15 protein-coding genes are annotated in these 25,236 nt (G+C 75.5%); 11 read left to right on the forward strand and 4 right to left on the reverse strand.

Annotated elements, in window-relative coordinates; genetic code table 11:
• The first annotated feature begins 42 nt into the window (after nucleotides 1–42).
• The 4 genes from ACN27B_RS24105 to ACN27B_RS24120 all read left to right on the forward strand — a co-directional run bounded on the left by ACN27B_RS24105 (nucleotide 43) and on the right by ACN27B_RS24120 (nucleotide 9,117).
• On the forward strand, nucleotides 43–5,796 hold the full coding sequence (locus ACN27B_RS24105) for a beta-ketoacyl synthase N-terminal-like domain-containing protein (RefSeq protein WP_422746061.1): 5,754 nt from the start codon (nucleotides 43–45) through the stop codon (nucleotides 5,794–5,796).
• A gap of 85 nt (nucleotides 5,797–5,881) precedes the next feature.
• The gene (locus ACN27B_RS24110) at nucleotides 5,882–6,916 is read left to right on the forward strand and encodes an ABC transporter ATP-binding protein (RefSeq protein ID WP_091574836.1); all 1,035 of its coding nucleotides are present in this window, start codon (nucleotides 5,882–5,884) and stop codon (nucleotides 6,914–6,916) included.
• Nucleotides 6,913–7,749: an ABC transporter permease gene (locus ACN27B_RS24115; protein ID WP_091574832.1), complete on the forward strand. Its 837-nt coding sequence runs from the start codon at nucleotides 6,913–6,915 to the stop codon at nucleotides 7,747–7,749. The genes ACN27B_RS24110 and ACN27B_RS24115 overlap by 4 nt, the downstream gene beginning before the upstream one ends.
• A gap of 12 nt (nucleotides 7,750–7,761) precedes the next feature.
• Nucleotides 7,762–9,117, forward strand: coding sequence for a glycosyltransferase (locus ACN27B_RS24120; RefSeq protein WP_099161130.1), 1,356 nt, complete (start codon nucleotides 7,762–7,764; stop codon nucleotides 9,115–9,117).
• An 89-nt stretch (nucleotides 9,118–9,206) separates the two neighbouring features.
• Here the strand turns inward: ACN27B_RS24120 and ACN27B_RS24125 are convergent, their stop codons facing one another.
• Both ACN27B_RS24125 and ACN27B_RS24130 read right to left on the reverse strand, forming a co-directional pair.
• Nucleotides 9,207–12,017, reverse strand: a complete 2,811-nt coding sequence (locus ACN27B_RS24125; protein WP_422741589.1) for a helix-turn-helix transcriptional regulator — start codon at nucleotides 12,015–12,017, stop codon at nucleotides 9,207–9,209.
• A 476-nt stretch (nucleotides 12,018–12,493) separates the two neighbouring features.
• The gene (locus ACN27B_RS24130; protein ID WP_422741590.1) at nucleotides 12,494–15,250 is read right to left on the reverse strand and encodes an AAA family ATPase; all 2,757 of its coding nucleotides are present in this window, start codon (nucleotides 15,248–15,250) and stop codon (nucleotides 12,494–12,496) included.
• A gap of 1,223 nt (nucleotides 15,251–16,473) precedes the next feature.
• Between ACN27B_RS24130 and ACN27B_RS24135 the strand changes: the two genes are divergently transcribed.
• Complete coding sequence (locus tag ACN27B_RS24135; protein ID WP_099161127.1) at nucleotides 16,474–17,859, forward strand: AMP-binding protein; 1,386 nt, start codon at nucleotides 16,474–16,476, stop codon at nucleotides 17,857–17,859.
• A gap of 50 nt (nucleotides 17,860–17,909) precedes the next feature.
• Nucleotides 17,910–18,572: a 4'-phosphopantetheinyl transferase family protein gene (locus ACN27B_RS24140; protein ID WP_099161126.1), complete on the forward strand. Its 663-nt coding sequence runs from the start codon at nucleotides 17,910–17,912 to the stop codon at nucleotides 18,570–18,572.
• A 9-nt stretch (nucleotides 18,573–18,581) separates the two neighbouring features.
• Here the strand turns inward: ACN27B_RS24140 and ACN27B_RS24145 are convergent, their stop codons facing one another.
• Nucleotides 18,582–19,991, reverse strand: coding sequence for an acyl-CoA synthetase (locus ACN27B_RS24145; RefSeq protein ID WP_422741591.1), 1,410 nt, complete (start codon nucleotides 19,989–19,991; stop codon nucleotides 18,582–18,584).
• Between the two features lie 353 nt (nucleotides 19,992–20,344).
• On the opposite strand from ACN27B_RS24145, the gene ACN27B_RS24150 reads away from it, so the two are divergent.
• The 4 genes from ACN27B_RS24150 (at nucleotide 20,345) to ACN27B_RS24165 (ending at nucleotide 22,881) form a co-directional block, all read left to right on the forward strand.
• A complete protein-coding gene (locus ACN27B_RS24150) occupies nucleotides 20,345–21,277 on the forward strand; it encodes an ABC transporter ATP-binding protein (protein ID WP_098744947.1) in 933 nt (310 codons plus the stop codon).
• Complete coding sequence (locus ACN27B_RS24155) at nucleotides 21,274–22,014, forward strand: ABC transporter permease (RefSeq protein ID WP_174528033.1); 741 nt, start codon at nucleotides 21,274–21,276, stop codon at nucleotides 22,012–22,014. Before ACN27B_RS24150 ends, ACN27B_RS24155 begins: the two co-directional genes overlap by 4 nt.
• A gap of 240 nt (nucleotides 22,015–22,254) precedes the next feature.
• Entirely contained in the window at nucleotides 22,255–22,488 is a 234-nt protein-coding gene (locus ACN27B_RS24160; protein ID WP_253866477.1) for a DUF5988 family protein, read from the forward strand.
• Nucleotides 22,489–22,506: 18 nt separating this feature from the next.
• Nucleotides 22,507–22,881 (forward strand): VOC family protein, encoded by a 375-nt coding sequence (locus tag ACN27B_RS24165; protein ID WP_099161122.1) that lies wholly within the window; start codon nucleotides 22,507–22,509, stop codon nucleotides 22,879–22,881.
• A gap of 69 nt (nucleotides 22,882–22,950) precedes the next feature.
• Here ACN27B_RS24165 and ACN27B_RS24170 read toward each other — a convergent pair whose 3' ends face one another.
• Nucleotides 22,951–23,787 (reverse strand): glycosyltransferase family 8 protein, encoded by an 837-nt coding sequence (locus ACN27B_RS24170; protein ID WP_157779055.1) that lies wholly within the window; start codon nucleotides 23,785–23,787, stop codon nucleotides 22,951–22,953.
• A 168-nt stretch (nucleotides 23,788–23,955) separates the two neighbouring features.
• Between ACN27B_RS24170 and ACN27B_RS24175 the strand changes: the two genes are divergently transcribed.
• The gene (locus ACN27B_RS24175) at nucleotides 23,956–25,083 is read left to right on the forward strand and encodes a CaiB/BaiF CoA transferase family protein (RefSeq protein WP_099161120.1); all 1,128 of its coding nucleotides are present in this window, start codon (nucleotides 23,956–23,958) and stop codon (nucleotides 25,081–25,083) included.
• The last annotated feature ends 153 nt before the right edge of the window (nucleotides 25,084–25,236 follow it).

Genomic DNA, 25,236 nt, shown 5'->3' on the forward strand with positions numbered 1-25,236 from the left:
GGCGGCAGGGAGGCCCCGATGAGCGTCTCGCTGGACGAGGTGGTGGGCGCGTTGCGCGCGTCCCTGCTGGACAACCAGAAACTCCGGCAGCAGAACCAGCAACTCACCGACCGCCTCACCGAACCCGTGGCGATCATCGGGATGAGCTGCCGGTTCCCCGGTGGCGTGCGCTCGCCCGACCAGCTCTGGGAGCTGGTCGACGCCGGCCGCGACGCGATGGCCCCGTTCCCCGCCGACCGGGGCTGGGACCTCGACGCGCTCTACGACACCGACCCGACCAGCCGCGGCACCTCCTACGTCCGCGACGGCGGCTTCCTGCCCGACGCCGGCCACTTCGACCCGGCGTTCTTCGGCATCAGCCCCCGCGAGGCCCTCGCCATGGACCCGCAGCAGCGGCTCCTGCTGGAGACCGCCTGGGAGGCGTTCGAGTCCGCCGGCGTCGACCCGACCGGGCTGCGTGGCGCGCCCACCGGCGTCTACGCGGCCACCAGCAGCCAGGGCGACTACGCGGCGCTGCTCACCGGCGTCGGCGGCGGCGTCGAGGGCTACCTCGGCACCGGCAGCGCCGCCGCCGTGGCCAGCGGCCGGATCGCGTACGCGCTGGGCCTGGAAGGGCCGGCGATCACCGTGGACACCGCCTGCTCGTCGTCCCTGGTCGCGCTGCATCTGGCCTGCCAGGCGCTGCGGCTGGGGGAGTGCACCCTCGCGCTGGCCGGCGGGGTGTCCGTGATGGCCACCCCGACCGTGTTCGTCGAGTTCTCCCGCCAGCGCGGCCTGTCCACCGACGGGCGGTGCAAGTCGTTCGCCGCCGCCGCCGACGGCACCGGCTGGTCCGAGGGCGTCGGCGTGCTGCTCCTGGAACGGCTCTCCGAGGCCCGCCGCCACGGCCACCCCGTGCTCGCCGTGGTGCGCGGCAGCGCGGTCAACCAGGACGGCGCCAGCAGCGGACTCACCGCGCCCAACGGGCCCGCCCAACGCCGGGTCATCCGGGCCGCGCTGGCCAACGCCGGGCTCACCGCCGCCGAGGTGGACGTGGTGGAGGCACACGGCACCGGCACCACGCTCGGCGACCCGATCGAGGCGCAGGCGCTGCTGGCCACGTACGGGCAGGACCGGGCCGCCCCGCTGCTGCTCGGCTCGGTCAAGTCGAACATCGGCCACACCCAGGCCGCCGCCGGCGTCGCCGGCATCATCAAGATGGTCCTCGCCATGCGGCACGGCCGGCTCCCGGCCACCCTGCACGTCGACCGGCCCACCCCGCACGTCGACTGGTCCGCCGGCGCGGTGGAGCTGCTCACCGACCCGCGCCCGTGGCCGGCCACCGACCGGCCCCGCCGCGCCGGCGTCTCCGCGTTCGGCGTCAGCGGCACCAACGCCCACGCGGTCCTGGAACAGGCGCCCCCGGACGCGCCGGCGACACCGGCCGTCGCCGGACCGGGAGGCCCCGCCACCCACGTCGACCGGGTCCGCCCCGACGGCGCCCGCACCGCGCCGCCCGCGCCGTGGCTGGTGTCCGCCCGCTCCGCGCCGGCCCTCGCCGGGCAGGCCCGGCGACTGCTGGACCACCTCGCCGCCCACCCCGACCTGCGCCCGGCCGACGTGGCGTACTCGCTGCTCACCACCCGGGCGGCGCTGCCGCACCGGGCCGCGGTCACCGGCGACGACGCGGCGGCGCTGCGCGCCGGCCTGCGGGCGGTCGCCGAGGACCGGCCCGCCCCCGGCGTGGTGCGCGGCGTGGCCCGGCCGGCCGGCAAGCTCGCCGTCCTCTTCCCCGGCCAGGGCGCCCAGCGGCCCGGGATGGGCGCCGACCTGCACCGCAGGTTCCCGGTCTTCGCCGCCGCGTTCGACGAGGTGGCCGCCGAACTCGACCGGCACCTGAACCGCCCGCTGCGCGAGGTGGTCTTCGCCGGCCCGGACACCCCCGAGGCGACGCTGCTCGACCGCACCGAGTTCACCCAACCCGCGCTCTTCGCCTACCAGGTCGCCGCGTACCGGCTGGTCACCGCGTGGGGCGTGCGCCCGGCCCACCTGCTCGGCCACTCGGTCGGCGAGCTGGCCGCCGCGCACGTCGCCGGCGTGCTGTCGCTGCCGGACGCGGCCACCCTGGTCGCCGCCCGGGCCCGGCTCATGCAGGCGCTGCCGGCCGGCGGGGCGATGCTCGCGGTCCGCGCGTCCGCCGCCGAGGTGGCGCCGCTGCTCGACCACCGGGTGGCCCTGGCCGCGGTGAACGGTCCCGAGTCGGTGGTGCTCTCCGGCGACGAGGACGCGGTACTCGCCGCCGGCGAACAGCTCGCCGCGCGCGGCCGGCGGACCCGCCGGTTGCGGGTCGGCCACGCCTTCCACTCCGCCCGGATGGACGACGTGCTGGCCGAGTTCCGGGTGGTCGCGGAGAAGCTCACCTGGCACCCGCCGACCGTGCCGATCGTCTCCGACCGCACCGGCGAACCGCTCACCGCCGCGCAGGCCACCGACCCCGGCTACTGGGTGCAGCACGTCCGGGACACCGTACGGTTCCAGCCCGCCGTGGCCACCCTGGCCGCCGCCGGGACCGGCACCTACCTGGACCTCGGCCCGGACGCGGCGCTCACCGCCCTGGCCCGCGAGTGCCTGCCCGACGTCGAGCCGGCCGCGTTCGTGCCGGCGGCCCGCCGCGAGCTGTCCGAACCGGCCGCCCTGCTCGCCGCGGTCGCCGCCGTGGACCTGCGCGGCGCCGGCGTACGCTGGCCGGCGCTGTTCGCCGACACCGACGCCACCCGGGTCGACCTGCCCACGTACGCGTTCCAGCACGAGCGGTTCTGGCCCGACCCGATCCGGTTCGACCTGGCGCCGCGCCCCGCCGACCCGGCCGACGGCGAGTTCTGGGCCGCCGCCGACCGGGGTGACCCGGCCGCGCTGGCCGCCCTGCTCGGGCTCGACGACGACGCCGCCGGCGCGCTCGACGAGCTGCTGCCCGCGCTGACCGGCTACCGCGACCGCCGCCGTCGCGCGGCCACCCTCGACGGACTGCGTTACCGGATCGGCTGGACCCCGGTCGACCCGCCGACCGGCCTCTCCCCGGGCGGGCCGTGCCTGGTCGTCGGCCCACCCGGCGACCTGCTGACGGCGGTGACCGAGGCGGTACGCGCCGAGGGCCTCGACCCGGTGCCGGTGCCGTCCGGCGCCGACCCGGGCGCCGCGCTGCGCGACCGGCTCGCCGAGGTCACACCGACCCGGGTGGTCCTCCTGGCCATTCCGTCCGGCGCTGCCGGGGAGAGCGCCACCCCGCCCGGCCCTGCCGGCGACGGTGCCACTCCGACCGGCGCTGCCGGCGGCGGCGCCACCTCGGCCGGCGCTGCCGGCGGCGGCGCCACCTCGGCCGGCGCTGCCGGCGGCGGCGCCACCTCGGCCGGCGCTGCCGGCGACGGCGCCACGACCACGGCACCCGGCACGGACGCCCTCGCCGGCACGATCGCCGTGGTGCGGGCGCTCGCCGAGGCCGGCGTCACCGCTCCGCTGTGGTGCGTCACCCGGGGCGCGGTCGCCACCGGCGCCGGTGACCCGGCGCCCGACCCCGCCGCCGCGACCGTCTGGGGCCTCGGCCGGGTGCTGGCGCTGGAACACCCCCGCCTCTGGGGCGGCCTGCTCGACCTGCCCGCCGGGACCGAGGCGACCGCTGCCGACCCGGCCCCGGCCACCCCAGGCTCCGATCTCGCCCTGCTGGCCCGGGTGGTCGCCGGTGACGGCGCCGAGGACCAGCTCGCCGTGCGAGCCGGTGGGCTGCGCGCCCGGCGCCTGGAACGCGCCCCGGCCGCCCCCGAGCGGCCCTGGCGGCCGGGCGGCGCGGTGCTCGTGCACGGCGACGCCCCGGTCCGTCGCCCGCACCTGCTGCGCCGGCTCGCCGGCGCGGGCGCGACCCACCTGTTGCTGGTCGGTCCGGCGGTGCCCGACACCGACGCGCCGACCGGGGTCGACGTGACCGTCGTGGACGGCGTCGAGGCGCTGCCCGCCGCGCTGGAGCGGCTGGCCGCGGCCGGCACGCCGGTGCGTACCGTGCTGCACGTGGCCGACGCCGGCGGGGCCGGCGAGCCGGTCGCGGCGGCCGACCCGCGCCGGGTGGCCGACCGGGTCGGCGCGCAGCTGGCCGCGGTGGCCCGGCTCGACGCCGCGTGCGCCGGCCACGCGGTCGACGAGTTCCTGGTCTTCGTCTCCACGGCCGCCACCTGGGGCGGCGGTGGCGCGGCGGTGGCCGCGGCCACCGGCGCCGGGCTCGCCGCGCTGGCCGCCCGCCGCCGCGCCGGGGGTCGGCCGGCCACGACGGTGGCCTGGGCGCCGTGGAGCGGCGAGACCGCCGACCCGGAGCAGCTGCGCCGGCGGGGTGTCCGCCCGCTGGACCCGGAGACCGCGCTCGACGCGTTGGCCCGCGTCGCCGCCGGCCGGAACGGCGAGCCCGACACCGACGGTGGCGGCGACCTGCTCACCGCCGGCGGGAACGCCTCCCTCGTCAGCGACGGCGGGCGGGACGAGATCGCCGTCGCCGACATCGACTGGCCCGCGTTCGTGCCCGCGTTCACCGCGGTGCGGCCGGCCCCGCTGCTGCGTGGCGTACCCGACGCCGTCGCCGGGACGGACGCGGCCGCGCCCGCCGCCGGACCGTCCGACCCGGCGCGGGCGTTGCGGGACCGGTTGGCCGCCGTGCCCGCCGGCGACCGGCTGCCGATCCTGCTGGACCTGGTCCGGGCGCAGGCGGCCACCGTGCTCGGGCACGCCGGGCCGGGCGCGGTCGAGCCGGACCGCGACTTCCTGGAACTGGGCTTCGACTCGCTGACCGCGCTCGAGCTGCGCGACGCGCTGCGCCAGGAGACCGGCGTGGAGCTGTCCGCCACGCTGCTCTTCGACCACCCCACCCCGGACGCGCTGGCCGGGCACCTGCTCGGCCTCATCCTCGGCGACGGGGCCGGCGCCGCGCCCGCCGACGCCGCCACCCCGGAGGGGGCCGGTGGCCTGCTCGGCGGGCTGTTCCGCCAGCCCAAGGCGCGCGCCGACGCCGCCGGCTACGCCGAACTGCTGGTCAAGCTGGCCCAGTTCCGGCCCAGCTTCACCTCCCCGGCCGAGCTGACCCGCCCGGCCGGGATCCTGCGTCTCGCCGAGGGTCCCGCCACCCCCGTCGTCTGCTGCTGCACGATGTCGTTGCTGTCCGGGGCGCACGAGTACGCCCGCCTGGCCGCCGGCATGCGCGGCCGGCGCAACGTGTGGGCGTTGCCCAACCCCGGCTTCGGGGTCGGCGAGGAACTGCCCGCCGACCTCGACGCGCTGCTGCGGGTGCACGCGGACACCGTGCTGCGCGCCGTCGGCCCGGGCAAGTTCGTGCTGGCCGGGCACTCCGGCGGCGCGATGGTGGCCAACCTGCTCGCCGCCGAGCTGGACCGGCAGGGCCGCGCCCCGGCCGCGGTGGTGCTGATGGACACCTACCCGCCCGGCAGCGAGGTGCTCGGCGGCTGGACGTCGCAGCTGCTCGACGGGATGGTCGAGCGGGACAGCGCGTACACCCCGATGGACGACCACCGGGCCACCGCCTGGGCCGGCTACCTGCCGCTGTTCCTCGACTGGCGGCCCGCGCCGATGTCCGCCGCCACGTTGCTGGTGCGGGCCAGCGAGCCGCTGGGGGAGTGGACCGGGGAACCGGACGGATGGCGGTCGGTGTGGCCGTACCCGCACGAGACGCGGGACGCGGCCGGTGACCACTTCACGATGGTCGGCGAGCGCGGCCCGGAACTCGCCGTGACCGTGGACGGCTGGCTCGCGGAACGGGGTCTGTGACACCGCCCCTTGGGCTGCCCCTAACGCCCCCTATCGCGGGGGCCGACAACTGTCTTACCAGGAACCAGGACGGGAGCATGACGACGTGGACGAGGCAGTGGTGGTCGACGGGCTGGTCAAGAGATACCGGCCCGACATGCCGCCGGCGGTGGACGGACTGAGTTTCTCCGTCGCCGCCGGCGAGGTCTTCGGTCTGCTCGGGCCGAACGGCGCCGGCAAGACCACGACGATCGGGGTGCTGACGACCCGGGTGCGCGCCACCTCGGGCCGCGCCCTGGTCTGCGGCGCGGACGTGTCCCGTGCGCCCGCCGTGGCCCGGCAGTTGCTGGCGGTGGTGCCGCAGCGGGTCAACCTGGACCGGTCACTGACCGTCCGGCAGAACCTGCTGTTCCACTCCGCGTACCACCGGGTGTCCCGGTCCCGCCGGTCGGCGCGGGCCGACGAACTGCTGGAGCAGATGGGCCTGACGGCGTTCGCCACCGCCCGCACCGACTTCCTCTCCGGCGGCCTGGCCCAACGCACCATGATCGCCCGGGCGTTGATGCACGCCCCACGGGTGCTCTTCCTCGACGAGCCCTCCGCCGGCCTCGACCCGCAGTCGCGGCTGTTCGTGCACGAGCGGATCGCCGAGCTGAAGCGCTCCGGCGTCACCGTCGTGGTGACCACGCACGACATGGAGGAGGCGGAGAAGCTCTGCGACCGGGTCGGCATCGTCGACCACGGCAAGCTGCTCACCCTGGACACCCCGGCCGCGCTGACCCGGACCCTGCCCGGCAGCAGCACCCTGACCCTGGTGGTCGCGCCGGGCGCGCCGGTCGAGGCGGTGCAGGCCGCGCTGGCCGACGTACCGGACGTGGAGCGGGTGGAACGGCTGCGCGCCGGCGGCGCCGCGGAGCTGCCGATGTTCCCCGGCATGCCGCCGATGCCGCTGCCCGACGCGCCCGCCGACCCGGACGCGCCGCTGTCGTTCCGCGTCTACACCGCCGGAGCCCCGGCCAACGCCGTGCCGATGGCGTTGAAGGTCCTCACCGACCTCGGCTGCGAGGTCCGCGACCTCAGCGTCGGCCAGCCCAGCCTGGAGGACGTCTTCATCCACCTGACCGGAAGGGAACTTCGGTGACCGTCACCGCCCCCGCCGTCCCGGCCCCGTCGGCCGCCGTCGCACCCCCGCCGGTACGCCTGCGCGACCAGCTCACCACCTTCCGGGCGGTGCTCTGGCGGGACATGTTCGTCACCAGCCGCGAGGTGGGCGCGTTCCTGGCCCAGGTCTTCCTCCAGCCGCTGTTCATGCTGCTCATCTTCGGCAAGGTGCTCAAGGACCTCGGGTACGCCAGCGACGACTTCGCCAACGTGCTGCTGCCCGGCGTGATCGCGCTCAACGCGTTCCTGATCGGCCTGGAGAACACCGCACTGCCGATGGTGATGGACTTCTCCTTCACCCGCGAGATCGAGGACCGCCTGCTGTCGCCGATGGCGATCCCGCTGGTCGCGTTCGAGAAGATCGTCTTCGGGGCGATCCGGGGCCTCGTCGCCGGGCTGGTGCTGATCCCGGTCGGCATGCTGATCCTCGGCGTCACGTGGCCGCTGTCCACGCTGCTGCCGATCGTGGGCGTGCTGGCGGCCGGTGCGCTGGTCGGTGCCGCCATGGGCCTGACCTTCGGCACGCTCGTCCCGCCGCAACGGATCCAGATCATGTTCACGGTCACGCTGACGCCGCTGATGTTCACCGGCGCCACCCAGTTCCCGCTGCGCGCGTTGGACTCGCTGCCCTGGTTCCAGGTGGTCTGCGCGATCAACCCGCTGACCTACGTGAGTGAGGCGACCCGCTCACTGGTCGCCCCGCCGGGCGTCCAGTCGGTGCCGCTCTGGCTGGACCTGCTCGTGCTCGCCGTGGTGTTCGTGGTCTTCACCGCCGTCGGCATCCGCGGCTTCATGCGCCGGGCGATGGACTAGGGGTCGGCCGCGATGACCCCCGACGACGGACCGCTGCTGCTGGTCAGCTCCGGCAGCGCGGGGTTGTTCAACCCGCTGCTCACCCTGGCCGGCGAGCTGAAGCGCCGGGCCGTGCGGCCGGTCCGGTTCGCCTGCACCGACGAGCGGCGGGCCGAGATCGAGGCCCTGCCCGGCGACGGCGACCTGCGTTTCGTCTCCCTCGGGCCGCCCCGGGTGGAGGTCCGCCCGGAGCACTGGGACGACGAGACGCACCGCCGGATGTCCACCGGCTCGCGGGTGGTGAACTTCGCCAGCTACGTCGACGCCTCGACCGACTTCGACCACCTGCACGAGCTGTACGAGCGGTGCCTGGCGGTCGTCGACGAGGTGCGCCCGGCCTTGGCGGTGGTGGACTCGTTCGCCTCGTTCGGCATGGACGCGGCCACCACCCGGGGCGTGCCCTACGTCATCAGCGTCACGGTGCCGCCGTCGAACTTCCTCCAGGACAGCCTGCCGCCGTCGTACCCGATGTCGTTGTCCGGGCTGCCGCTGGCGATGAACCCGAGCCAACGGGCGGCGAACGACAGCTACCGGGCCGCGTTGCTGGCCACGCTCACCGAACCGGAGCGGCTCGCCCGCAGCACCGCCGCCGCGCGGCGGCGGACCGAGGCCGGGATCCGCAACGCCGAGCTGCGTCCCTCGCAGTACGCCGAGACGGCCCGGGCGCTGCTGGCCTACACCGTGTTCGGCCTGGAGTACCCGTTCGACACGGCGCCGGCGAACCTGCGCACGGTGGGCTCGATGGTCCCCCGGGACATCGTGCCCAGCGCGGACGGCGCCGAGCTGCGCGCCTGGCTCGACGCGCACGAGTCCGTCGTCTACGTCGGCTTCGGCACGATCATGCGTCCGACCGCCGCCCAGGTGGCCGCGCTGGTCGAGGTGGCCGCCCGCCTCGGCCCCGAGCACCAGGTGCTGTGGAAACTGCCCGCCGCCCGGCACCCGCTGCTGCCCCCGGCCGGCGAGCTGCCCGCCAACCTGCGCGTCGAGTCGTGGCTGCCGTCGCAGGTGGAGGTGCTGGCGCACCCGCACGTGCGGGTGTTCTTCAACCACGCCGCCGCCAACGCGATCCACGAGGCGGCCTGGTTCGGCGTGCCGCAGCTGGTGATGCCGTTCTGGTTCGACTGCTACGACGGCGCGGTGCGGGTGGTCGACGCCGGGATCGCGCTGGCGGTCGAGCACGAGGACCCGCTCGACGTCGACGACGTCGTGGACAAGCTGGGCCGGCTGCTGTCCGACCCGTCCTTCCGCGATCGGGCGGCGCGGTGGCGCGACTGCCTGCGCCGGGCGGGCGGCGTGACCGCCGCCGCCGACCTCGTGCTGAGCTTGTAAGGAAGGGCCCCCTCTTAACGCATTCGGTAGAGGAAGGGCCCCTTCTTAACACCCGGGTGTTAAGAAGGGGCCCTTCCTTGTGGCAGGTTTCAGGAGGCCGCGGGCTGGATCTCCTCGCCCAGCGGCTCCGCGAACGCCACCAGCCGGGCCGGTAGGTCGGAACGGCGCTTGACGTCGAGCTTGCGGTAGACCCGGGTCAGGTGCTGTTCCACGGTGCTCACCGTGATGAACAGCTTGCTGGAGATCTGCCGGTTGGTGTGGCCCTGCGCGGCCAGCGCCGCCACCCGGCGTTCGGCCTCGCTCAGCCCGTCCTCCGGCTCCGGCGTCTCGGCCGGCGGCCCGGCCGGCACGCCGCCGGGCTCGCGCCGGACCAGTCGCTGGGCCAGCACCGACGCGCCGCAGTCCTGGGCCAGCTGGTACGCCCGGCGGACCAGCAGTCGGGCCTGCGCCGAGTCGCCCGCCCGCTGCAGCGTCTGCCCGGTGTCGCCGAGCGCGCGGACCAGCTCCAGCCGGTCGCCGCAGCCCTGCAACAGGTTCACCGCCTCGGAGAGCAGCTTGCGTCGGTGGTCCGGCGCGGTGGTGCCGGCGAGCAGCCGCAGCGTACGACCCCGGGTGCGGTCGTCCACCCCGTGCGGCACCCGCAGCTGTTCCTGCAGCAGTTGGGTGGCGTGCGCCTTGTTGCCCACGGCCAGCTGCACCCGGGCCAGCTCCAGCCGCCAGGGCACCAGACCGGCCACGTCGACGCCCCAGGCCCGCATCAGCTCGCCGCAGCGGCGCAGGTCGGCGGTGGCCGCGTGGGCCCGGCCGAGCGCCAGGTGGTGGCGTGCCCGCGCGGCCAGGTAGTGCAGGCCGAGCGGCGTGCGGAAGGCGCCGGCGGGCAGGCTCTGCGCCAGCCACCGTTCGGCCTCGGCGTGCCGCCCGGACTCGGTGGCGCAGGCGACGAGCGTGGCGAGCGGACCGGTGAGGGCGACGCCCCACGCGGCCGGCGGCAGGTCGTCCAGGGCGGCGCGGGCCTGCTGCTCGGCGACGGTCAGATCACCCAGGCGCAGCGCCGCCTCGGCGCGCAGGGCGCGCAGCACCGCCCGCCAGAGCGGGGCGTGCCGCACGGCCGGCCGGTCCAGCAGCGCGGCCGACCAGGCGGCGACCCGGTCCGCGCGGCCGGCCCAGAGCAGCGCCAGCAACGGTGCGGTCAGCAACGGGAGCATGCCGTCCTCGCCGTGGTGGCGGTGCAGCAACTGCTCGGCGCCGGCGACCGGGTCGTGGTCGCCGGTCGGGGTCAGCGCCGCGCCGAGCAGGGACAGCGCCTGCACCGGCGACGAGCCGCCGGCCAGCAGGGACGCTCGGGGCGCGCCGGCCGCCTCCCGCACGGCGGTCAGGTGGTCCGGGTGGGAGAGCCCCAGCAGCAGGTGCATCGCCCGACGACGGCTCGCGGTGGCCGCGTGGGCCTGCTCGTCGTCCCCGCCGCACCCGGTGATCGCCTCGTCGGCTTCCTCGACCCGCCCCTGCCACAGCAGGTAGGGCACGGTGGACAGGGCGGCGCCCGCGGGCCAGCCGTCGGCCCGGGCGGCGCCGACGAGCTGGTCGAGCTGGCCGCTCACGGTCAACGGGTTGATCTGCCACCGGGCGCGGACCACCATCGCGGTGGTGGCGACCCGCTGCTCGTCGTCCACGTCGGCCCGCCCGACGAGGCGCAGGCAGCCGGCGGCGACGTCGGGCCGACCGACCGCGAGGGCCTGGGCGGCGGCGTCGTGCAGCACCGGCACCGTCCAGCCGGCCTCCGCCCAGCCCGCGGCGACGAGGTGCTCGGCCACGGCGTACGGCTCGACGCCGTGCTCGTGCAGCACCTCGGCCGCCCGCTGGTGCAGCTCACGCCGCTCGTCGACGGACAGGTCGGCCAGGATGGAGCGCCGGATCCGGGGGTGGCGCAACCGGTCCTCGTCCAGCAGGCCGGTGGTGCGCAGCACCCGGACCATCGGGCTGACCGACTCGGGCACCACGTCGAGCAGGTGGCCGAGCAGATCCGCCGGGCCCGGCCGGTCCAGCACCGCCATCGCCTGCGCGACCCGGCGTACCCCCGGTTCGTGCCGGTACAGGCAGCCGAGCACGGCCTGGTCGAACACGTCGCCGAGGGTCGGATCCGACGGTGGTTCCTCGCCCGCCTCGGCCCGGGGCCGCTCCTCGATCAGCGCCCGGGTGAGCAGCGGGTTCCCGCCGGTCATCCGCAGGCACCGCTCGGCGGTCTCCCGCGCGGCCGGCTCCACCCCGTCGTCGACCAGCCGCGTGATCGCCTCGACGGTCAACGGCGGAAGGGAGATCCGGGTGAAGTGTGGCTGGCTGAACAGCTCGGCCCGGAAGTGCGGGTGCGGTGGTCGCAGCGTCCGGGCCTCGGCCAGCACCACCATGATCGGGGTGTGTCGCAGCCGGCGGGCGACGTAGAGCAGGCAGTGCAGCGACGCCGGGTCGGCGTGGTGGACGTCGTCGACGGTGAGCACGAGCGGTCCCGCCTCGGCGAGGTCGAGCAGTGTGCTGAACAGGCCGTGCAGCACGGGCGCGGAGATCCGGTCGGCGCCGACGGGCCCGTCCGGACCGTCGTGCCCGGGCGCCGGCGGGGCGTCGCGCAGCAGGCGTTCCACCCGCACACCTGTCTCGGGGGCGAGCCGCGCCCCCTGCAGGAGTTGGCCGAGCACCCCCAGGTGCAGCTCCTGTTCGGCCCGGGACGCGGCCGCGCTCAGCACCCGGCCCCCGGCGGTGGCCGCCCAGTCGCCGAACGACTCCAGCACGCTCGTCTTGCCGCTGCCCACCGCGCCGGTGACGAGTGAGACGTGCCCCCTCCGCTGCCGATCGCAGTTCCGGAAGGTGTCGCGCAGCAGGTCGAGCTGTTCTTCTCGCTGTACCAGCACGTGTCCTGTCAGCCCTTCTCGTCCGCGGACGCCGCGACGGGGTCACCGTCGCCGACGCGCCGTTCCACCCGGTGCCGTCGGCGGCCCCCTCACCACACCTGTCGATGGAGCGGGACAGGGGTGAGGCGCACCGGGCCGCCGGCCGGGTGGACCTGGAAATCCTCCCCACCGGAGCGCGTCGTCGGACGCGTGATCCGGTTGCTGGCGAGTCTGGCACCGCCCCTGGCGTGCGACAACGGGTCCGGGACCCCACCGTTTCTTCGGTAAACCTGCGGTGCCGACGGGCGGGTAGGGGTTGCGCCCCTGACCGGAAGGGGGACGTCAGCCGGCCGGGTGTCGAGCAGGTTTCGCCACGATGGACAACCGGTGACGCCGATCGAGGACATCCGATCACACCATGGCCCGGCCACGCATGCCGAACGGCCGTCCGGGTCGGACGGTCGGGCAGGCCGGACCGAAACGGGCGGCCGACCGGGTCAGCGGTCGAAGCGGAGGCGGGCGGCCAGCTCGCTGCGGGAGTGGACGTCGAGCTTGCGGTAGATCCGGGTCAGCCGCTGCTCGATGGCGCTGACGGTGAGGAACATCCGTTCCGCGATCTCCCGGTTGGTGTGCCCCTGCGCGGCCAGCGCGGCCACCCGTGACTCGGCGTCGCTGAGCCCGGTGAGCAGCAGCCCGGTGTCGGCGTCCGGGTCGGCCGCGGCGGTCCGGCCGGCCGCGACCGCCGGGCGCAGCGCGGGGATCCCGCAATCCTCGGCGAGGTCCCGCGCGGCCCGCGAGGTGCTGCGCGCCTGGCGCAGGTCTCCGGCCTGCTGCTGGGCCTGGCCGAGGTCGCCGAGGGCGTGCGCCAACTCCACCCGGGCGCCGCACTGGCGCAGCAGCCGCACGGCGCCACGCAGGTAGCGGATCCGGTCCGGCCCCTCGGACGCGGTGCCGAGCACCCGGAGCGCGATGCCCCGCCACCGCAGGTCGGTCGGTCGGAGCCGGTCCAGTTCCTCCCGCACCAGCTTCTCGGCCTGCTGCCGGCGGCCCAGTTGCAGCAGTGCCCGGGCCGACTCGGTGCGCCAGGGGACCAGCGGCGCGAGGTCGAGCCGCCACGACGTCATCAACTGCCCGCACAGCTGGAAGTCGGCCAGGGCCGCCTCGGGACTGCCGGCGGCGATCGCGTGCAGCCCGCGGGCGTGCAGGTAGTGCAGCCCGAACGGCGTCTCGAACAGCGCCGGCGGCACCGGTGTACGCAGGCAGGCCGCCGCCTCCTCCCACTCCTCGAGGCGGGTCAGCGTCCAGAGTCGAACGGCCAGGGGGGCGCCGATCGCGACTCCCCAGCCCTTCGGCGACAACCGGTTGAGCGCCGAGTCGGCCAACTCGCGCGCCCGGTGCAGGTCGCCGCGCCGACCGGCCACCGTGGCGGCGACCGCGGTGAGCAGGGCCCGCGGTGTGCGGTGCCGGCGGGCGGAGGCGATCCGGTCCAGCCGGTCGCACCACTCGTCGGCCAGGTCCAGCCGGTCGGCGTAGATCATGGCGATCACCGCGCAGACGGCGCTCCACATGCTCGGTTCGTCGTCCAGGCTGAGCGTGGCGAGGGTGCGTTCGGCGTCCTCCAGGGCGTCGAGGTCGCCGCGCTCCAGCACCGTGCGGAGCAGCAGGACGCCGCGCAGCCGGTGCCGGACCCGGGCCAGCGCGAGCGGGTCCCGGGTCGGGACCGGCCAGGCGGGGGCGTCGACCGGCGCCCCCGGGTAGAGGGTCGCCATCCACCCGCGCATGATCATGAGGTCCACGGCCGTGTGGGTGTCGAGGCTGTCGGCGCGTTCGCCGAGGTGGTGGATGAGCTCCACGGCCCGGTCGGGCTGACCGTGCCAGAGCAGGTACTGGATCGGGCCGGCGGCCTGCCGGCTGCCCAGGTGCCCGGCGCGGACCGCGGTGGCGACGCCGTGCAGGTGCGGGACGGCGGCCTGGGGGTCCAGACGCCACTCGGCCCGGGCCAGGGCGGAGCGGATCCGCGCGCGCAGGCACTCGTCGGGGCAGTCCCGGTTGGCCCGACGCAGGTACCGCCGGGCGGTGTCCACGTCGCCGTCGGTCAGTGCCTGTTCGCCGGCGTCGAGCAGGGTCTGGGCCATCCACGGCTCGGTCAGCTCGTCGGTGGTGAGCAGGTGCGGCGCCACCCGTGTCGGCGGGGCGCCGTCGTCGTGCAGCAGCTGCGCGGCGGCCCGGTGCAGGCGGGCCCGTTCCTCCACGGTCATGCCGTCGAGCACCGCCCGGCGCACCGTCGGGTGCCGGAGCCCGTCGGCGGTGACGAGGCCGGCGCTGGTGGACGGGTCGACCGCGGACAGGTTCGGCTCGGTGGGCAGGTCGAGCAGGTGGGGCAGGAGCGGGCCGTGCAGCGGCTCCTCGGTCACCGCGAGCACCCGGGCGGTCTTCAGCACCAGGAGTTCGCAGCGGTAGAGGCAGCTCAGCACCGCCTCCCGGAACGCCTCGCCGGGAACCGGGGCGTCGGCGCCGGCCGGGTGGTCGTCGGCCAGGGCGTGCACCAGCAGCGGGTTGCCGCCGCTGATCCGGTACGCCTCGTCGGCGACGCGCCGCGCCACCGGCACCCCGAGCCGCTCGGCCAGGATCCGGAACGTCCCGTCCGCGGAGAGCAGGGGCAGCCGAATGCGGTGCAGCCGGGCGGGCTGGAGCAGTTCGGCGTACGCGGTGGGGTGCCACGCCCGGGTACGCGGTGCCTCGGTCAGCACGATCAGCACGGGCAGGCCGGTGACCCGTCGGGCCAGGTGGTCCAGGCAGCGCAGGGACGGCACGTCGGCGTGCTGGACGTCGTCGACGGCGATCAGCGTGGGGGTTCGGGTGGCGAGGTCCAGCAGTTCGCCGCCGATGGCGGCGGTGAGCGGGGCGAGCGCCTCCTCGTCGCTCGTCTCGCTCCACCGCAGCACCGCGCGGTCGAGCAATCGGCCCACCCGCTCCCGGTCGGTCTCGTCCCACGTGGCCCGCCGCACGAGCTGGCGGATCACCTCCAGCGGCACCGTCCGCTCGCTGCGCGAGGCGCTGGCGCCGAGGTAGGCGACCCCGGTCTCGGCGCACCGGCGGGCGAGGGACTGCAGGAGGGCGGTCTTGCCGACGCCCACCGGCCCGGTGACCACGGTGATCACATCCGAGGTGTCGGCGGGGCCGTCGGCGCGGTGCAGATCGGCGAGCCGATCGGTCAGGACGTCGAACTGCCGGTCCCGTTCGGCCATCGTCATCGGGTGGGCCTCCGCCCGGCCCCGGCCTGCGGGCGGGCCGCCCGCCGTGGTCTCCGGTGACACCCGTTACAGTCAGAGACCCACAAATCCTTGACCCATTCCAATCGGCGAATACCGACAACGGTGGCACGGCGCGGGGATTTCATCGAACGTCGTGCCTGGTCTCGTGCGCCGAGAATCCGCCGCCACCTGCGGTGTCGCAATTCGGGGCGGAACGACGCGGGCCGCCTCTATCGATCCCGATTCATGGAGTGGAGTATGTCAGCCCGGCAATTGGGCGGCAAGTCGAAGGATGTAAAGGATGAGCAAACATGGCCTCGCCCGGCGGGGTGCGGGTGGGCGCCCCTGACAGCGGAAAGTCATCCGACTAATCCGGAACGTTACCTCGACGGTGCCGCCGGCCGGTTGGTGACGTTTTCCGCGCTTGCCGGCAATGGGGGGAGTGGGGGTGTGGCGCCGGGTGGCGGCGACGGCGCGACAGCGTGGGCCCGGGCGCGCCCACCCGGCGGGGAGAGCGTTCTCCCTGCTCACTCGGGCCTGGTGGAGGACATCGGAGGGACGGCTGGGCGAGCCGGGCGGGCCCGGGCGGCTCGGGCGGCGCCGCTGTCGGGGTGCCGCCGCCCGGCGGGAGGGGTGGGGTGGGCGTCGCCGCGGCGGCCGCATTGGCGGATTGCCCGCTCCGATGCTTCCCGGGGCGATTCCCGGCGGTGCCCGGCCAGTTTCCGACCCTCGTCCCACTTGCCCGTTTCAGTCCGTCTGGAAGCCCTTTGGCGCAACTTGTTGTTAAAGAAGAAATTCGCCGTACGGCCGGTCGGGCGAAACGCAGTCCGGCGGATCGCAAACTGCGCAAGAATGGAACCCGGAATCGCAATTGCCGGTGCGTGACCGAGGCGCCGGCAGTGCCGACGCACGATTCGGCATCTCCGATTTCGGAGCCGGCGACGCCGTTGGCAATCAATGCGAATCGATTTCATCCGATGTGGTCGTCCGCCTTCCCACCTGCCGGTCCGCCCCCCGGTCGCGGCCGGCCGGGACGGGTGCCCGAGGCGGTGGTAGGGGTTGTCTGCCGCCAGCCGTACGCCTAATTTCGGACTGTCCGCCGTGGTCGGCGGACGCAATCCGCCGCACCGACGGGGAGAGCGGCCACGGGCCGTGCGCGTCCGGGACGTGAAGGGTTCGTGCGTGATCTGCCAACCACCACCGAGACACCGGGGTCAGGTCGGATGACGCTCCTGCCCGGGCTGCGGGGGTCCGGGGCGGACCGCTCCGACGCGCTCCGGGTCGCCGGCCGGACCCTCTCCGCCGAGGACCTGCTCGGCTGCGCGAACGCGGTCGCCGACCGGATCCGGGGCGCCCGCGCGGTGGCCGTCGAGGCCCGGCCCAGCCTGGAGTCCATGGTGTCGATGGTGGGCGCGGTGCAGGCCGGCGTGCCGCTGGTACCGCTGCCGCCCGGCGCCGACGCCGACGAACGCCGCCGGATCCTGCGGGAGTCCCGCGCCGACGTGCTGCTCGGCGGCGCCGTCGGCGGTGAACTGCCGGTGGTCCCGGTGGACCTGCGGAAGCGGTCCTGGGCCACGCACCCCGAGCCGGGCCCGGCCAGCGACGCGGTGATCCTCTACACCGGAGGCGTGAGCGGGCCCTCCCGCGGCGTCCGCATCTCCCACCGGGCCATCGCGGCCGACCTCGACCTGCTCGCCGCCGCCTGGCGGTGGAGCGCCGAGGACGTCCTGGTCCAGGGCGCGCCGCTGTTCCGCGCGTACGGGCTGGTCGTCGGCCTGTTGGGCGCGCTGCGGGTGGGCAGCCGCTTCGTCCACCTGGACCGGCACGCCGCGGCCGGCCCGACCGGCACCATCTACCTCGCGGTGCCCCGGCAGTGGGCGCACATCGCCCGGGACGTGTCCCGGGCCCGGACGCTGTCCGCAGCGCGCATGCTCGTCTCCGGCGACGCGCCGCTCGCCCCGGCCGTGGGGGAGCGGCTGCGGCTGCTCACCTCGCACCGTCCCGTGGAGGGATACGGCACCACGGAGACCCTGGTCGTGCTCACCGGGCCGGCCGGCGCCGCCGGCCGCCCGCTGCCCGGGGTGCAGACCCGGGTGCTCAGCCGCGACGGCCGGCCGGTGCCCGCCGACGGCGACTCGGTGGGCGAGCTGAGCATCCGGAGCCCCACGCTCTTCAGCGGCTACCTCGACCGGCCCGGCTCCCCGCCGCCCGCCGGCGGCTGGCACCCCACCGGGGACCTGGCCACCGTGGACCCGGCCGGCGGGCACCGCGTCCTCGGCCGCGGCGGCGCCGACGTGGTCCGCTGCGGTGACCGGCGGGTGGCCGCCCGCCAGGTCGAGGAGGTGCTGCTCACCCACCCCGGGGTGTACGACGTGGCGGTGGTCGGCGCCCCGCACCGCACCCGCGGGGAACAGGTCGTCGCGTACGTCGTGGCGGCGGCCGGGTTGACCGCGCAGGCGCTCATCGACCACGTCGGCCGGCTGCTGTCGGCGGCGGCCCGCCCGCGCCGGGTCCACTTCGTCGACGAGCTCCCGCGCAGCGCGCTGGGGCGGGTGCGCAAGTCGTTGCTCATCCGCCGCAGCGGTCCCGCCCCCGTACCCGACCCCTAACGACGGGCCACGGGCGGGCCGTGCCGACCCCGGCCGCCTAGCCTGCTGGCGTGATCGAACGGATCCTGCCGCCGGCCGTGGTGGTGGAGGAGTGCTTCAGCGACCCCGCCGGGCTGCGCCCGCACCCGGACGAGGAGCCGGTCGTCGCCGACGCGGTGCCGAAGCGCCGCCAGGAGTTCACCACGGTCCGGCACTGCGCCCGCCGGGCACTGGCCCGACTCGGCGTGCCGCCGGCGGCGATCCTGCCCGGCGCCCGGGGCGCGCCCGGTTGGCCGGCCGGCGTCGTCGGCAGCATGACCCACTGCGACGGCTACCGGGGCGCCGCCCTGGCCCGGGCCGGGGCGGTCGGCAGCCTGGGAGTGGACGCCGAGCCGCACGCGCCGCTGCCGGAGGGGGTGCTGGACGCGGTGGCCCGGCCCGCCGAACGCGCCCGGACCGCCGCGCTGCGCGCCGCGCGCCCCGAGGTCTGCTGGGACCGCCTGCTGTTCAGCGCGAAGGAGTCCGTCTACAAGGCCTGGTTCCCGCTGACCGGGCGCTTCCTGGACTTCGCCGAGGCGGATATCGCCGTCGACGCGGACGGGACGTTCACCGCCCGGCTGCTCGTGCCCGGTCCACGGGTCGGCGGCACGGAGCTGACCGCGTTCGACGGCCGGTTCCTGGTCGACCGGGGGCTGGTGCTCACCGCCGTCACGGTGCCGGCGTCGGGCGCCTGACCCGGCCCCTCACTCCCGCGCGAGCCGGCTCTTCTGCACCTTGCCCATGGCGTTGCGGGGCAGCGCGTCGACCAGCCGCACCTGCCGGGGACGCTTGTGCGCGGACAGCTGCCGTGCCACGAAGTCGATCAGCTCCGCCTCGCCCAGCCCGTCACCGACCACGTACGCGGTGACCTGCTGACCCAGGTCCGGGTGGGGCGTGCCGACGACCGCCGCCTCGCGTACCCCCGGGTGGGCGAGCAACGCGTCCTCCACCTCGCCCGCGCCGATCCGGTACCCGCCGCTCTTGATCAGGTCGGTGGCGGCCCGGCCGACGATCCGGTGCCACCCGTCGGGGCCGACGGTGGCCACGTCGCCGGTGCGGAACCAGCCGTCCGGGGTGCGGCTGGCCGCGTCGGCGTCCGGCCGGCGCAGGTAGCCGTCGAAGAGGGTGTCGCCGTGTACCTGGAGTTCGCCCATCGCCGCGCCATCGGCCGGCAGCGGGTCGCCGTGCTCGTCGACCACCCGGGTGCGCACGCCCGGCAGCGGCACGCCCACCGTGCCCGGCCGCCGGGGCCCGTCCGCCCGGGCGCTCACGGTGATCAGCGTCTCGGTCATCCCGTACCGCTCCACCGGCCGATGCCCGGTCAACCCGGCGAGGGCGGCGAAGACCGGCTCGGGCAGCGCGGCGCTGCCCGACACCAGCAGCCGGGCGCCGCGCAGGGCCCGGGCCGCCGCGGGCTGCGCCGCGATCCGCGACCAGATCGTGGGTACGCCGAAGCAGAGCGATCCGGCCGCCGCCGCGTACCGGTCGGGGCGGGGCCGCCCGACGTGGTGCAGGCGGCTGCCGATGCGCAGCGGCCCCAGCACGCCGAGCACCAGCCCGTGCACGTGGAACAGTGGCAGGCCGTGCGCCAGCAGGTCGTCCGGCGTCCACGCCCAGGCGTCGGCGAGCCCGTCCATGCAGGCGGCCACCGCGCGGCGGGACAGCACGGCGCCCTTCGGTGCGCCGGTGGTGCCGCTGGTGTAGAGGATCAGCGCGGTGGCCGCCGGGTCCGGCTCGGTGTGCCGGGTGTCGGAGCGCCGTCGCAGGTCGACCGGCACCGGCGGCGGCGCGGTCGCGCCGTCGACGGGGGGCGCGTCCGGCGGCGTGAGCAGCACCTCGGCGCCGGAGTCGCGCAGGATGTGGTCCCGCTCCACCGGCCCGGCGTCCGGCGGCACCGGCACCACCGCCGCGCCGGCCAGCAGCCCGCCGACCACGCCGACCACGGTTTCCAGGCTCGCCGTGGCGGGCACCGCGACCCGGCGCGCGCCGCGCAGGTCGTCGGCGACCGCGGCGGCGGCCCGTCGCAGCTCTACCCAGGACGTCGCCCGGCCATCCACCCGGACCGCGTCGGGACGCTCGTCGGTGGTCCCGTCGAGCCAGCTCAGCAGCGGCACGGACGCCCCTTTCGCGCTTGTCGGCGCCGGGTCGCCGGTGTCGTCCCGGTGACGGGGACGGCCGGCGCCGTCGTCCGGACGCCCGACCGTAACCGCCCCGCCGGAGGACGGGCCACCCCTACCGTCGCGCCGTCGGCCGGCGCCCGGCGGCCGACACGCCGGGTGACCGTCCGACACCCCTGGTGGACGGTCGACACCCCCCCCATTCATCGGCCGAAGGGTTGAACCACGCCTCGGTTGCCCGGATGATGGGCGGCGTCGACCCGCGGTGCGGGCCGGCCCGTTCCCGCACCCGACGCCGCGACACCTCAAGGGCCCGGCGGCACCCCGCACGCGACGGAGGACCCCGCCAGATGCCGGTCATCGAGGTCGAGCACCTGCACAAGAGATACGGCGACACGGTGGCCGTCGACGACGTCTCGTTCACCGTGGAGCAGGGCGAGATCTTCGGGGTGCTCGGCCGCAACGGCGCCGGGAAGACCACCACCGTGGAGTGCGTGCAGGGCCTGCGCCGCGCCGACCGCGGCACGGTGCGGGTGCTCGGCCTCGACCCGGTCCGGGACCGCACCGAGGTGCGCCAGCGGGTCGGCGCCCAGTTGCAGGAGAGCCAGCTCCCCGACAAGCTGCGCGTACGCGAGGCGCTGGACCTCTACCGGTCCTTCTACCGCAACCGGGCCGACATCGACGAGCTGCTGGCCGACCTGGGGCTGGCCGAGCAGCGCGACACGGCGTTCCACAAGCTCTCCGGCGGCCAGAAGCAACGCCTCTCGGTGGCGCTGGCACTGGTCGGCCGACCCGAGATCGCCATCCTCGACGAGCTGACCACCGGGCTGGACCCGAAGGGCCGGCGGGACACCTGGGACCTGGTCGAGCGGATCCGCGACCGGGGCGTGACGGTCGTGCTGGTCACCCACTTCATGGCCGAGGCCGAGCGGCTGTGCGACCGGCTCGCGGTCATCGACGCCGGCCGGGTGGTCGCCATCGACACGCCGTCCGGTCTGATGTCGCGGGTGGACGGCGAGACCCGGGTGCACTTCCGCCCGGTCGACCGGCTCGACGACGCGGTGCTCACCGCCCTGCCCGAGGTCACCTCGGTGCGCCGGGACGGCGACGAGGTCACCGTCACCGGTCCCGAGGAGGTCCTCCAGGCGGTGTTGTCGGCGCTGGCCGAGCGGAAGATCCGCTACGCCGGCCTGCGGGTCGACCAGCCCACCCTGGACGACGCCTTCGTCTCCCTCACCGGTCACGCCGGCGCCCCGCCGGCGCTCGACGGAAGGTCATCGTGAACGCCCTGTCCAAGCTCGTCGCCGTCGAGGCCAAGCTGTTCCTGCGCGAGCCGGTCTCGCTGTTCTTCGTCTTCGCGTTGCCGCTGGGCCTGATGCTGGTCTTCGGGCTGCCGCAGCGCGGGGCGCAGCCGGAGGCGGCCACCGGGCAGCACGGCGAGCTGACCTTCCTGCCGTCCATCGCGCTGTCCCTGACCATCGGGATGCTCGCGCTGTTCACGCTGCCGATGGCGTTGGGCATCTACCGCGAGCGCAAGGTGCTGCGTCGGCTGGCCACCACGCCGGTCAGCCCGGCGCTGCTGCTCGTCGCGCAGGTGGTGGTCAACCTGGTCATGGGCGTGGCCGGCGCGGTGGTCACCGCCCTCGGCGTCCGTCTGCTGCTGGACCAGCCGGCGCCGGCCAACGTGCCCGGCTTCGTGCTGGCGTTCCTGCTCGGGGTCGCCTGCCTGTTCGCGATCGGCCTGCTCATCGCGGCGCTCGCCCCGTCGGCGCGGGCGGCTCAGTCGATCGGGCCGACGCTGTTCTTCCCGCTGCTCTTCCTGGCCGGGGCCTGGCTGCCCCGCGACCAGATGCCCACGGTGCTGGCCCGCATCGGCGAGTACTCACCGCTGGGTGCCACCGTGGACACCATCTCCGCCGCGTGGGCGGGGCAGACCCCCGCCGTGTCGCAACTGCTCGTGCTGGCCGGCACCGCCGTCGTGGGCTGTCTGCTCGCCACCCGCCTGTTCCGCTGGGAATAGGGCCGCCGCCGCTCCGCTAGGGGGTGGCTAAGGGTTCTTCAGAAGTGTGAGCTGGATTACGTTCTGACTCGAGGGATCGTCTCCGGAACTGTCGGACCGCCAATTCCCGGCGTACGTCGAAAACGGCGACGGTCCGCTCGGAGAATGCGCGCGGCAATTGCGGCGCGCGCATGGCGAGGCGGAACGACGAGCGACGGAGGTCGTGTCATGACAGCTTCTTCCGATCCCGCCGGAGGGTCGGTGACGGCCCGTCAGATTGGCGCCGAGGCGAGCGGCATCGTCGAGGCGGTGCTGGAGGGCGGGCCGGCGACGCTGCCGGCCGAGCTGCGCAGCCACCGGGTGTCCCCGGTGGAATCCAAGATCAAGGTACGGCACTACGGGGGCTACGAGCACTTCGAGCGGGATCCCGGCGGCGCCGTGGACGGCACGCCCGCGGTGTTCCGCTGGACCGGCCGTACCCGTATCGCGGAGTGAACGAGAGGCGGTAGCGCGATGGGCGTCGGGGATCCGCGCAACGGTGCGCACCTGACGGTGACCGACGTGGCCACGGTGACCGCGTTCTACGCGGAGGTCTTCGAGGCCGTGCCGGTGCAGCGGGAGTGTCTGCTGGACGGCCGCGTCCTGCACGCCGAACTGGTGGTCGACGGGCACCGACTGACGGTGAGCGAGTGGGGTGACCCGCCGGTCGACCCGGGCGGGGCGGGCGGCCCGCTGCCGCTCACCCCGGCCGACCCGCACCTGCTCGTGCAGCGGGCGTTGGCCGCCGGCGCGACGCTGGAGCCGGCCAACGGCGGCCCGCCGGCGGGCGTGGTGTTCCGGGACCCGGCCGGCCTGCGCTGGGCGGTGCCCGGGGCGAACCCCGGATAGGCGCCCGACGACGACCGGACGGCCCCGCCACCGACGAGGTGGCGGGGCCGTCGCGTGCGGCCGACCCGCTCAGCGGCGCAGCGTCGAGCCCAGGCCGCCACCGCTGCGCCGACGGTGCTGCCAGTAGAGGTCCCGCCGCGCGCCCTTCGGGAAGCCGGGCTGCCAGGGCTTGACCGGACCGGCCATGTGCAGGACCGCCGAGTCGCTCAGCTTGCCGCCGAACTCCGGCTCCCGCCGCCACGCCATCAGGTCGTTCCACCGGTGCGGCAGGCGCAGCCAGTTGTCGAACACGGCGAAGTTGAGCGCGTCCTGGTCCGGGTAGCGGGACTCGTGCGCGTGCCGGCGCAGGTAGTCCAGCGACACCTCGGTCACCTCGCACTCCTTCCACCGTCGCACGTCGATCAGCAGCACGCCGGAGTTGAAGTAGTGCCCGTGCGGGTCGAGATGGTCGTACCCGGCCAGGCCGGGGATCCCGCCCATGTCCAGCAGCCGGCGGTTGAACGGGTCGCGTACCCCGCCGAGCGGCACGCCGCCCATGTCCACCTCGAACAGCGGCTTCAGGCTGTTCACGCAGAGCGTGTCGCAGTCCAGGTAGAGCACCCGCCCCACGTCGGCCGGCAGCTCCGCGGGGACCAGCAGCCGCAGGTACATCGCCGGGGACAGGTACGCCATCAGCGGGTCGCTGCCCTTGGACAGGTTCACCCGGGACGCGTCCACCCGCAGGAACTCCACCGTCGCGTGTGGACCGGCGATCCGGGTGAGGGTGGCCCGGGCGCCGGCCGGCACGTCGTCGGCGGCGACCAGCCAGTACCGGAGCTCCTCGCCCGGGTTCGACTCGGCGACGGTCGACATCACGACCGCGGCGTGCGCCGCGTACGCGTTGTCAAAGGTCAGGGTGAGGTCCACGCGTGCTCTCCTTCGCGTCGATGCGTGAGCGCGACTTTCGAGAACGTAACTGCGGAATTGACGGCCCGGCAAGGAACGTCAATGTCCTCAGGGGGTGCGAAAGGCAACCCCTGAATTCGCCCCTCACTTTCCGGTGTGCCATCGTGGGCCGGCGAGAAGGGAGACGGCATGCCGGGTCCGTTGCACGGGGTGCTCGTCGCCGACTTCTCCCGGATCCTGGCCGGCCCGTACGCGACCATGCTCCTGGCCGACCTCGGCGCGGACGTGGTCAAGGTGGAGTCGCCGCACGGCGACGACACCCGGAACTGGCGTCCGCCGCTGCGCGACGACGTCTCCACCTACTACCTCGCGGTCAACCGCAACAAGCGCTCGGTGGTCCTCGACCTGACCGACCCCGACGACCTGGTGCTGGCGCACCGCCTGGCCGACCGGGCCGACGTGCTGATCCAGAACTTCCGCCCCGGCGCGCTGCGCCGCTTCGGCCTCGACCACGACACGGCCACCGCGCGCAACGCCCGCCTGGTCTACGCCTCGATCAGCGGCTTCGGCGCCGCCGGGGGCGCCGACCTGCCCGGGTACGACCTCATGGCGCAGGCCGCCGCCGGGCTGATGAGCCTCACCGGCGCCGCCGACGGCCCGCCGGTCAAGGCCGGCGTCGCGGTCCTCGACGTGATCACCGGGCTGCACGCGGCCCTCGGGATCCTGGCCGCGCTGCGCCACCGGGAGTCGACCGGACGCGGGCAGCACGTCACCGTGGACCTGCTCTCCTCGGCGCTGTCCGGGCTGGTCAACCACGCGAGCGCGCACGTCGCCGGGGGAGTGGTGCCGCACCGGATGGGCAACGCGCACCCGAGCATCGTGCCGTACGAGCCGCTGCCCACCGCCGACGGCGAGCTGGTGGTGATCGCCGCCAACGACGGCCAGTTCCGTACCCTCTGCCGGGTCCTCGGCGTGCCGGAGCTGGCGACGGACCCGCGGTTCCGGGGCAACGCCGACCGCACCGCGCACCGCGACGAGCTGCGCCCGTTGCTGGTGGCGGCGCTGTCCCGGCGGGGCAGCGCGCACTGGTTCGGCGAGCTGCGCGCGGCGGGCGTGCCGTGCAGCCCGATCAACTCGGTCGCCGAGGGGGTGGCGCTGGCCGAAGAGCTCGGGCTGGACCCGGTGGTGACGGTCGGCGGGGTGCCGGGGATCCGCCACCCGATCGGCCTGTCCGACACCCCGCCCCGCTACCACCTGCCACCACCCGGGTTGGACGCGCACGGCGCGGAGCTGCGCGCCTGGCTGTCCGGCGACTGACCGGTGACGCCCAGGTTCCGGCCGTGGGCCTCCGGCCGGCCGTCGGGGCGGCACGCCGGGTGCCGGACCGACTACGCTCGCGTCATGTCCGTCGATGCCGGCCCGGCCGCCCCGCATGCCGTCCGGTTCGCGCACCCGGGCCCGGTGGTCCGA

Origin of the sequence: Micromonospora sp. WMMD754 (assembly GCF_049315235.1) — a bacterium.
In the GTDB taxonomy this organism is placed as follows: Bacteria; Actinomycetota; Actinomycetes; order Mycobacteriales; family Micromonosporaceae; genus Micromonospora; species Micromonospora sediminicola.

Bases quoted from the DNA above. Each gene is read 5' to 3' on its own strand.
- ACN27B_RS24165 (WP_099161122.1), top strand. From the start codon at position 22,507: ATGGGCGTCGGGGATCCGCGCAACGGTGCGCACCTGACGGTGACCGAC.
- ACN27B_RS24130 (WP_422741590.1), bottom strand. From the start codon at position 15,250: ATGACGATGGCCGAACGGGACCGGCAGTTCGACGTCCTGACCGATCGG.
- ACN27B_RS24175 (WP_099161120.1), top strand. From the start codon at position 23,956: ATGCCGGGTCCGTTGCACGGGGTGCTCGTCGCCGACTTCTCCCGGATC.
- ACN27B_RS24150 (WP_098744947.1), top strand. From the start codon at position 20,345: ATGCCGGTCATCGAGGTCGAGCACCTGCACAAGAGATACGGCGACACG.
- ACN27B_RS24120 (WP_099161130.1), top strand. From the start codon at position 7,762: ATGACCCCCGACGACGGACCGCTGCTGCTGGTCAGCTCCGGCAGCGCG.
- ACN27B_RS24135 (WP_099161127.1), top strand. From the start codon at position 16,474: ATGACGCTCCTGCCCGGGCTGCGGGGGTCCGGGGCGGACCGCTCCGAC.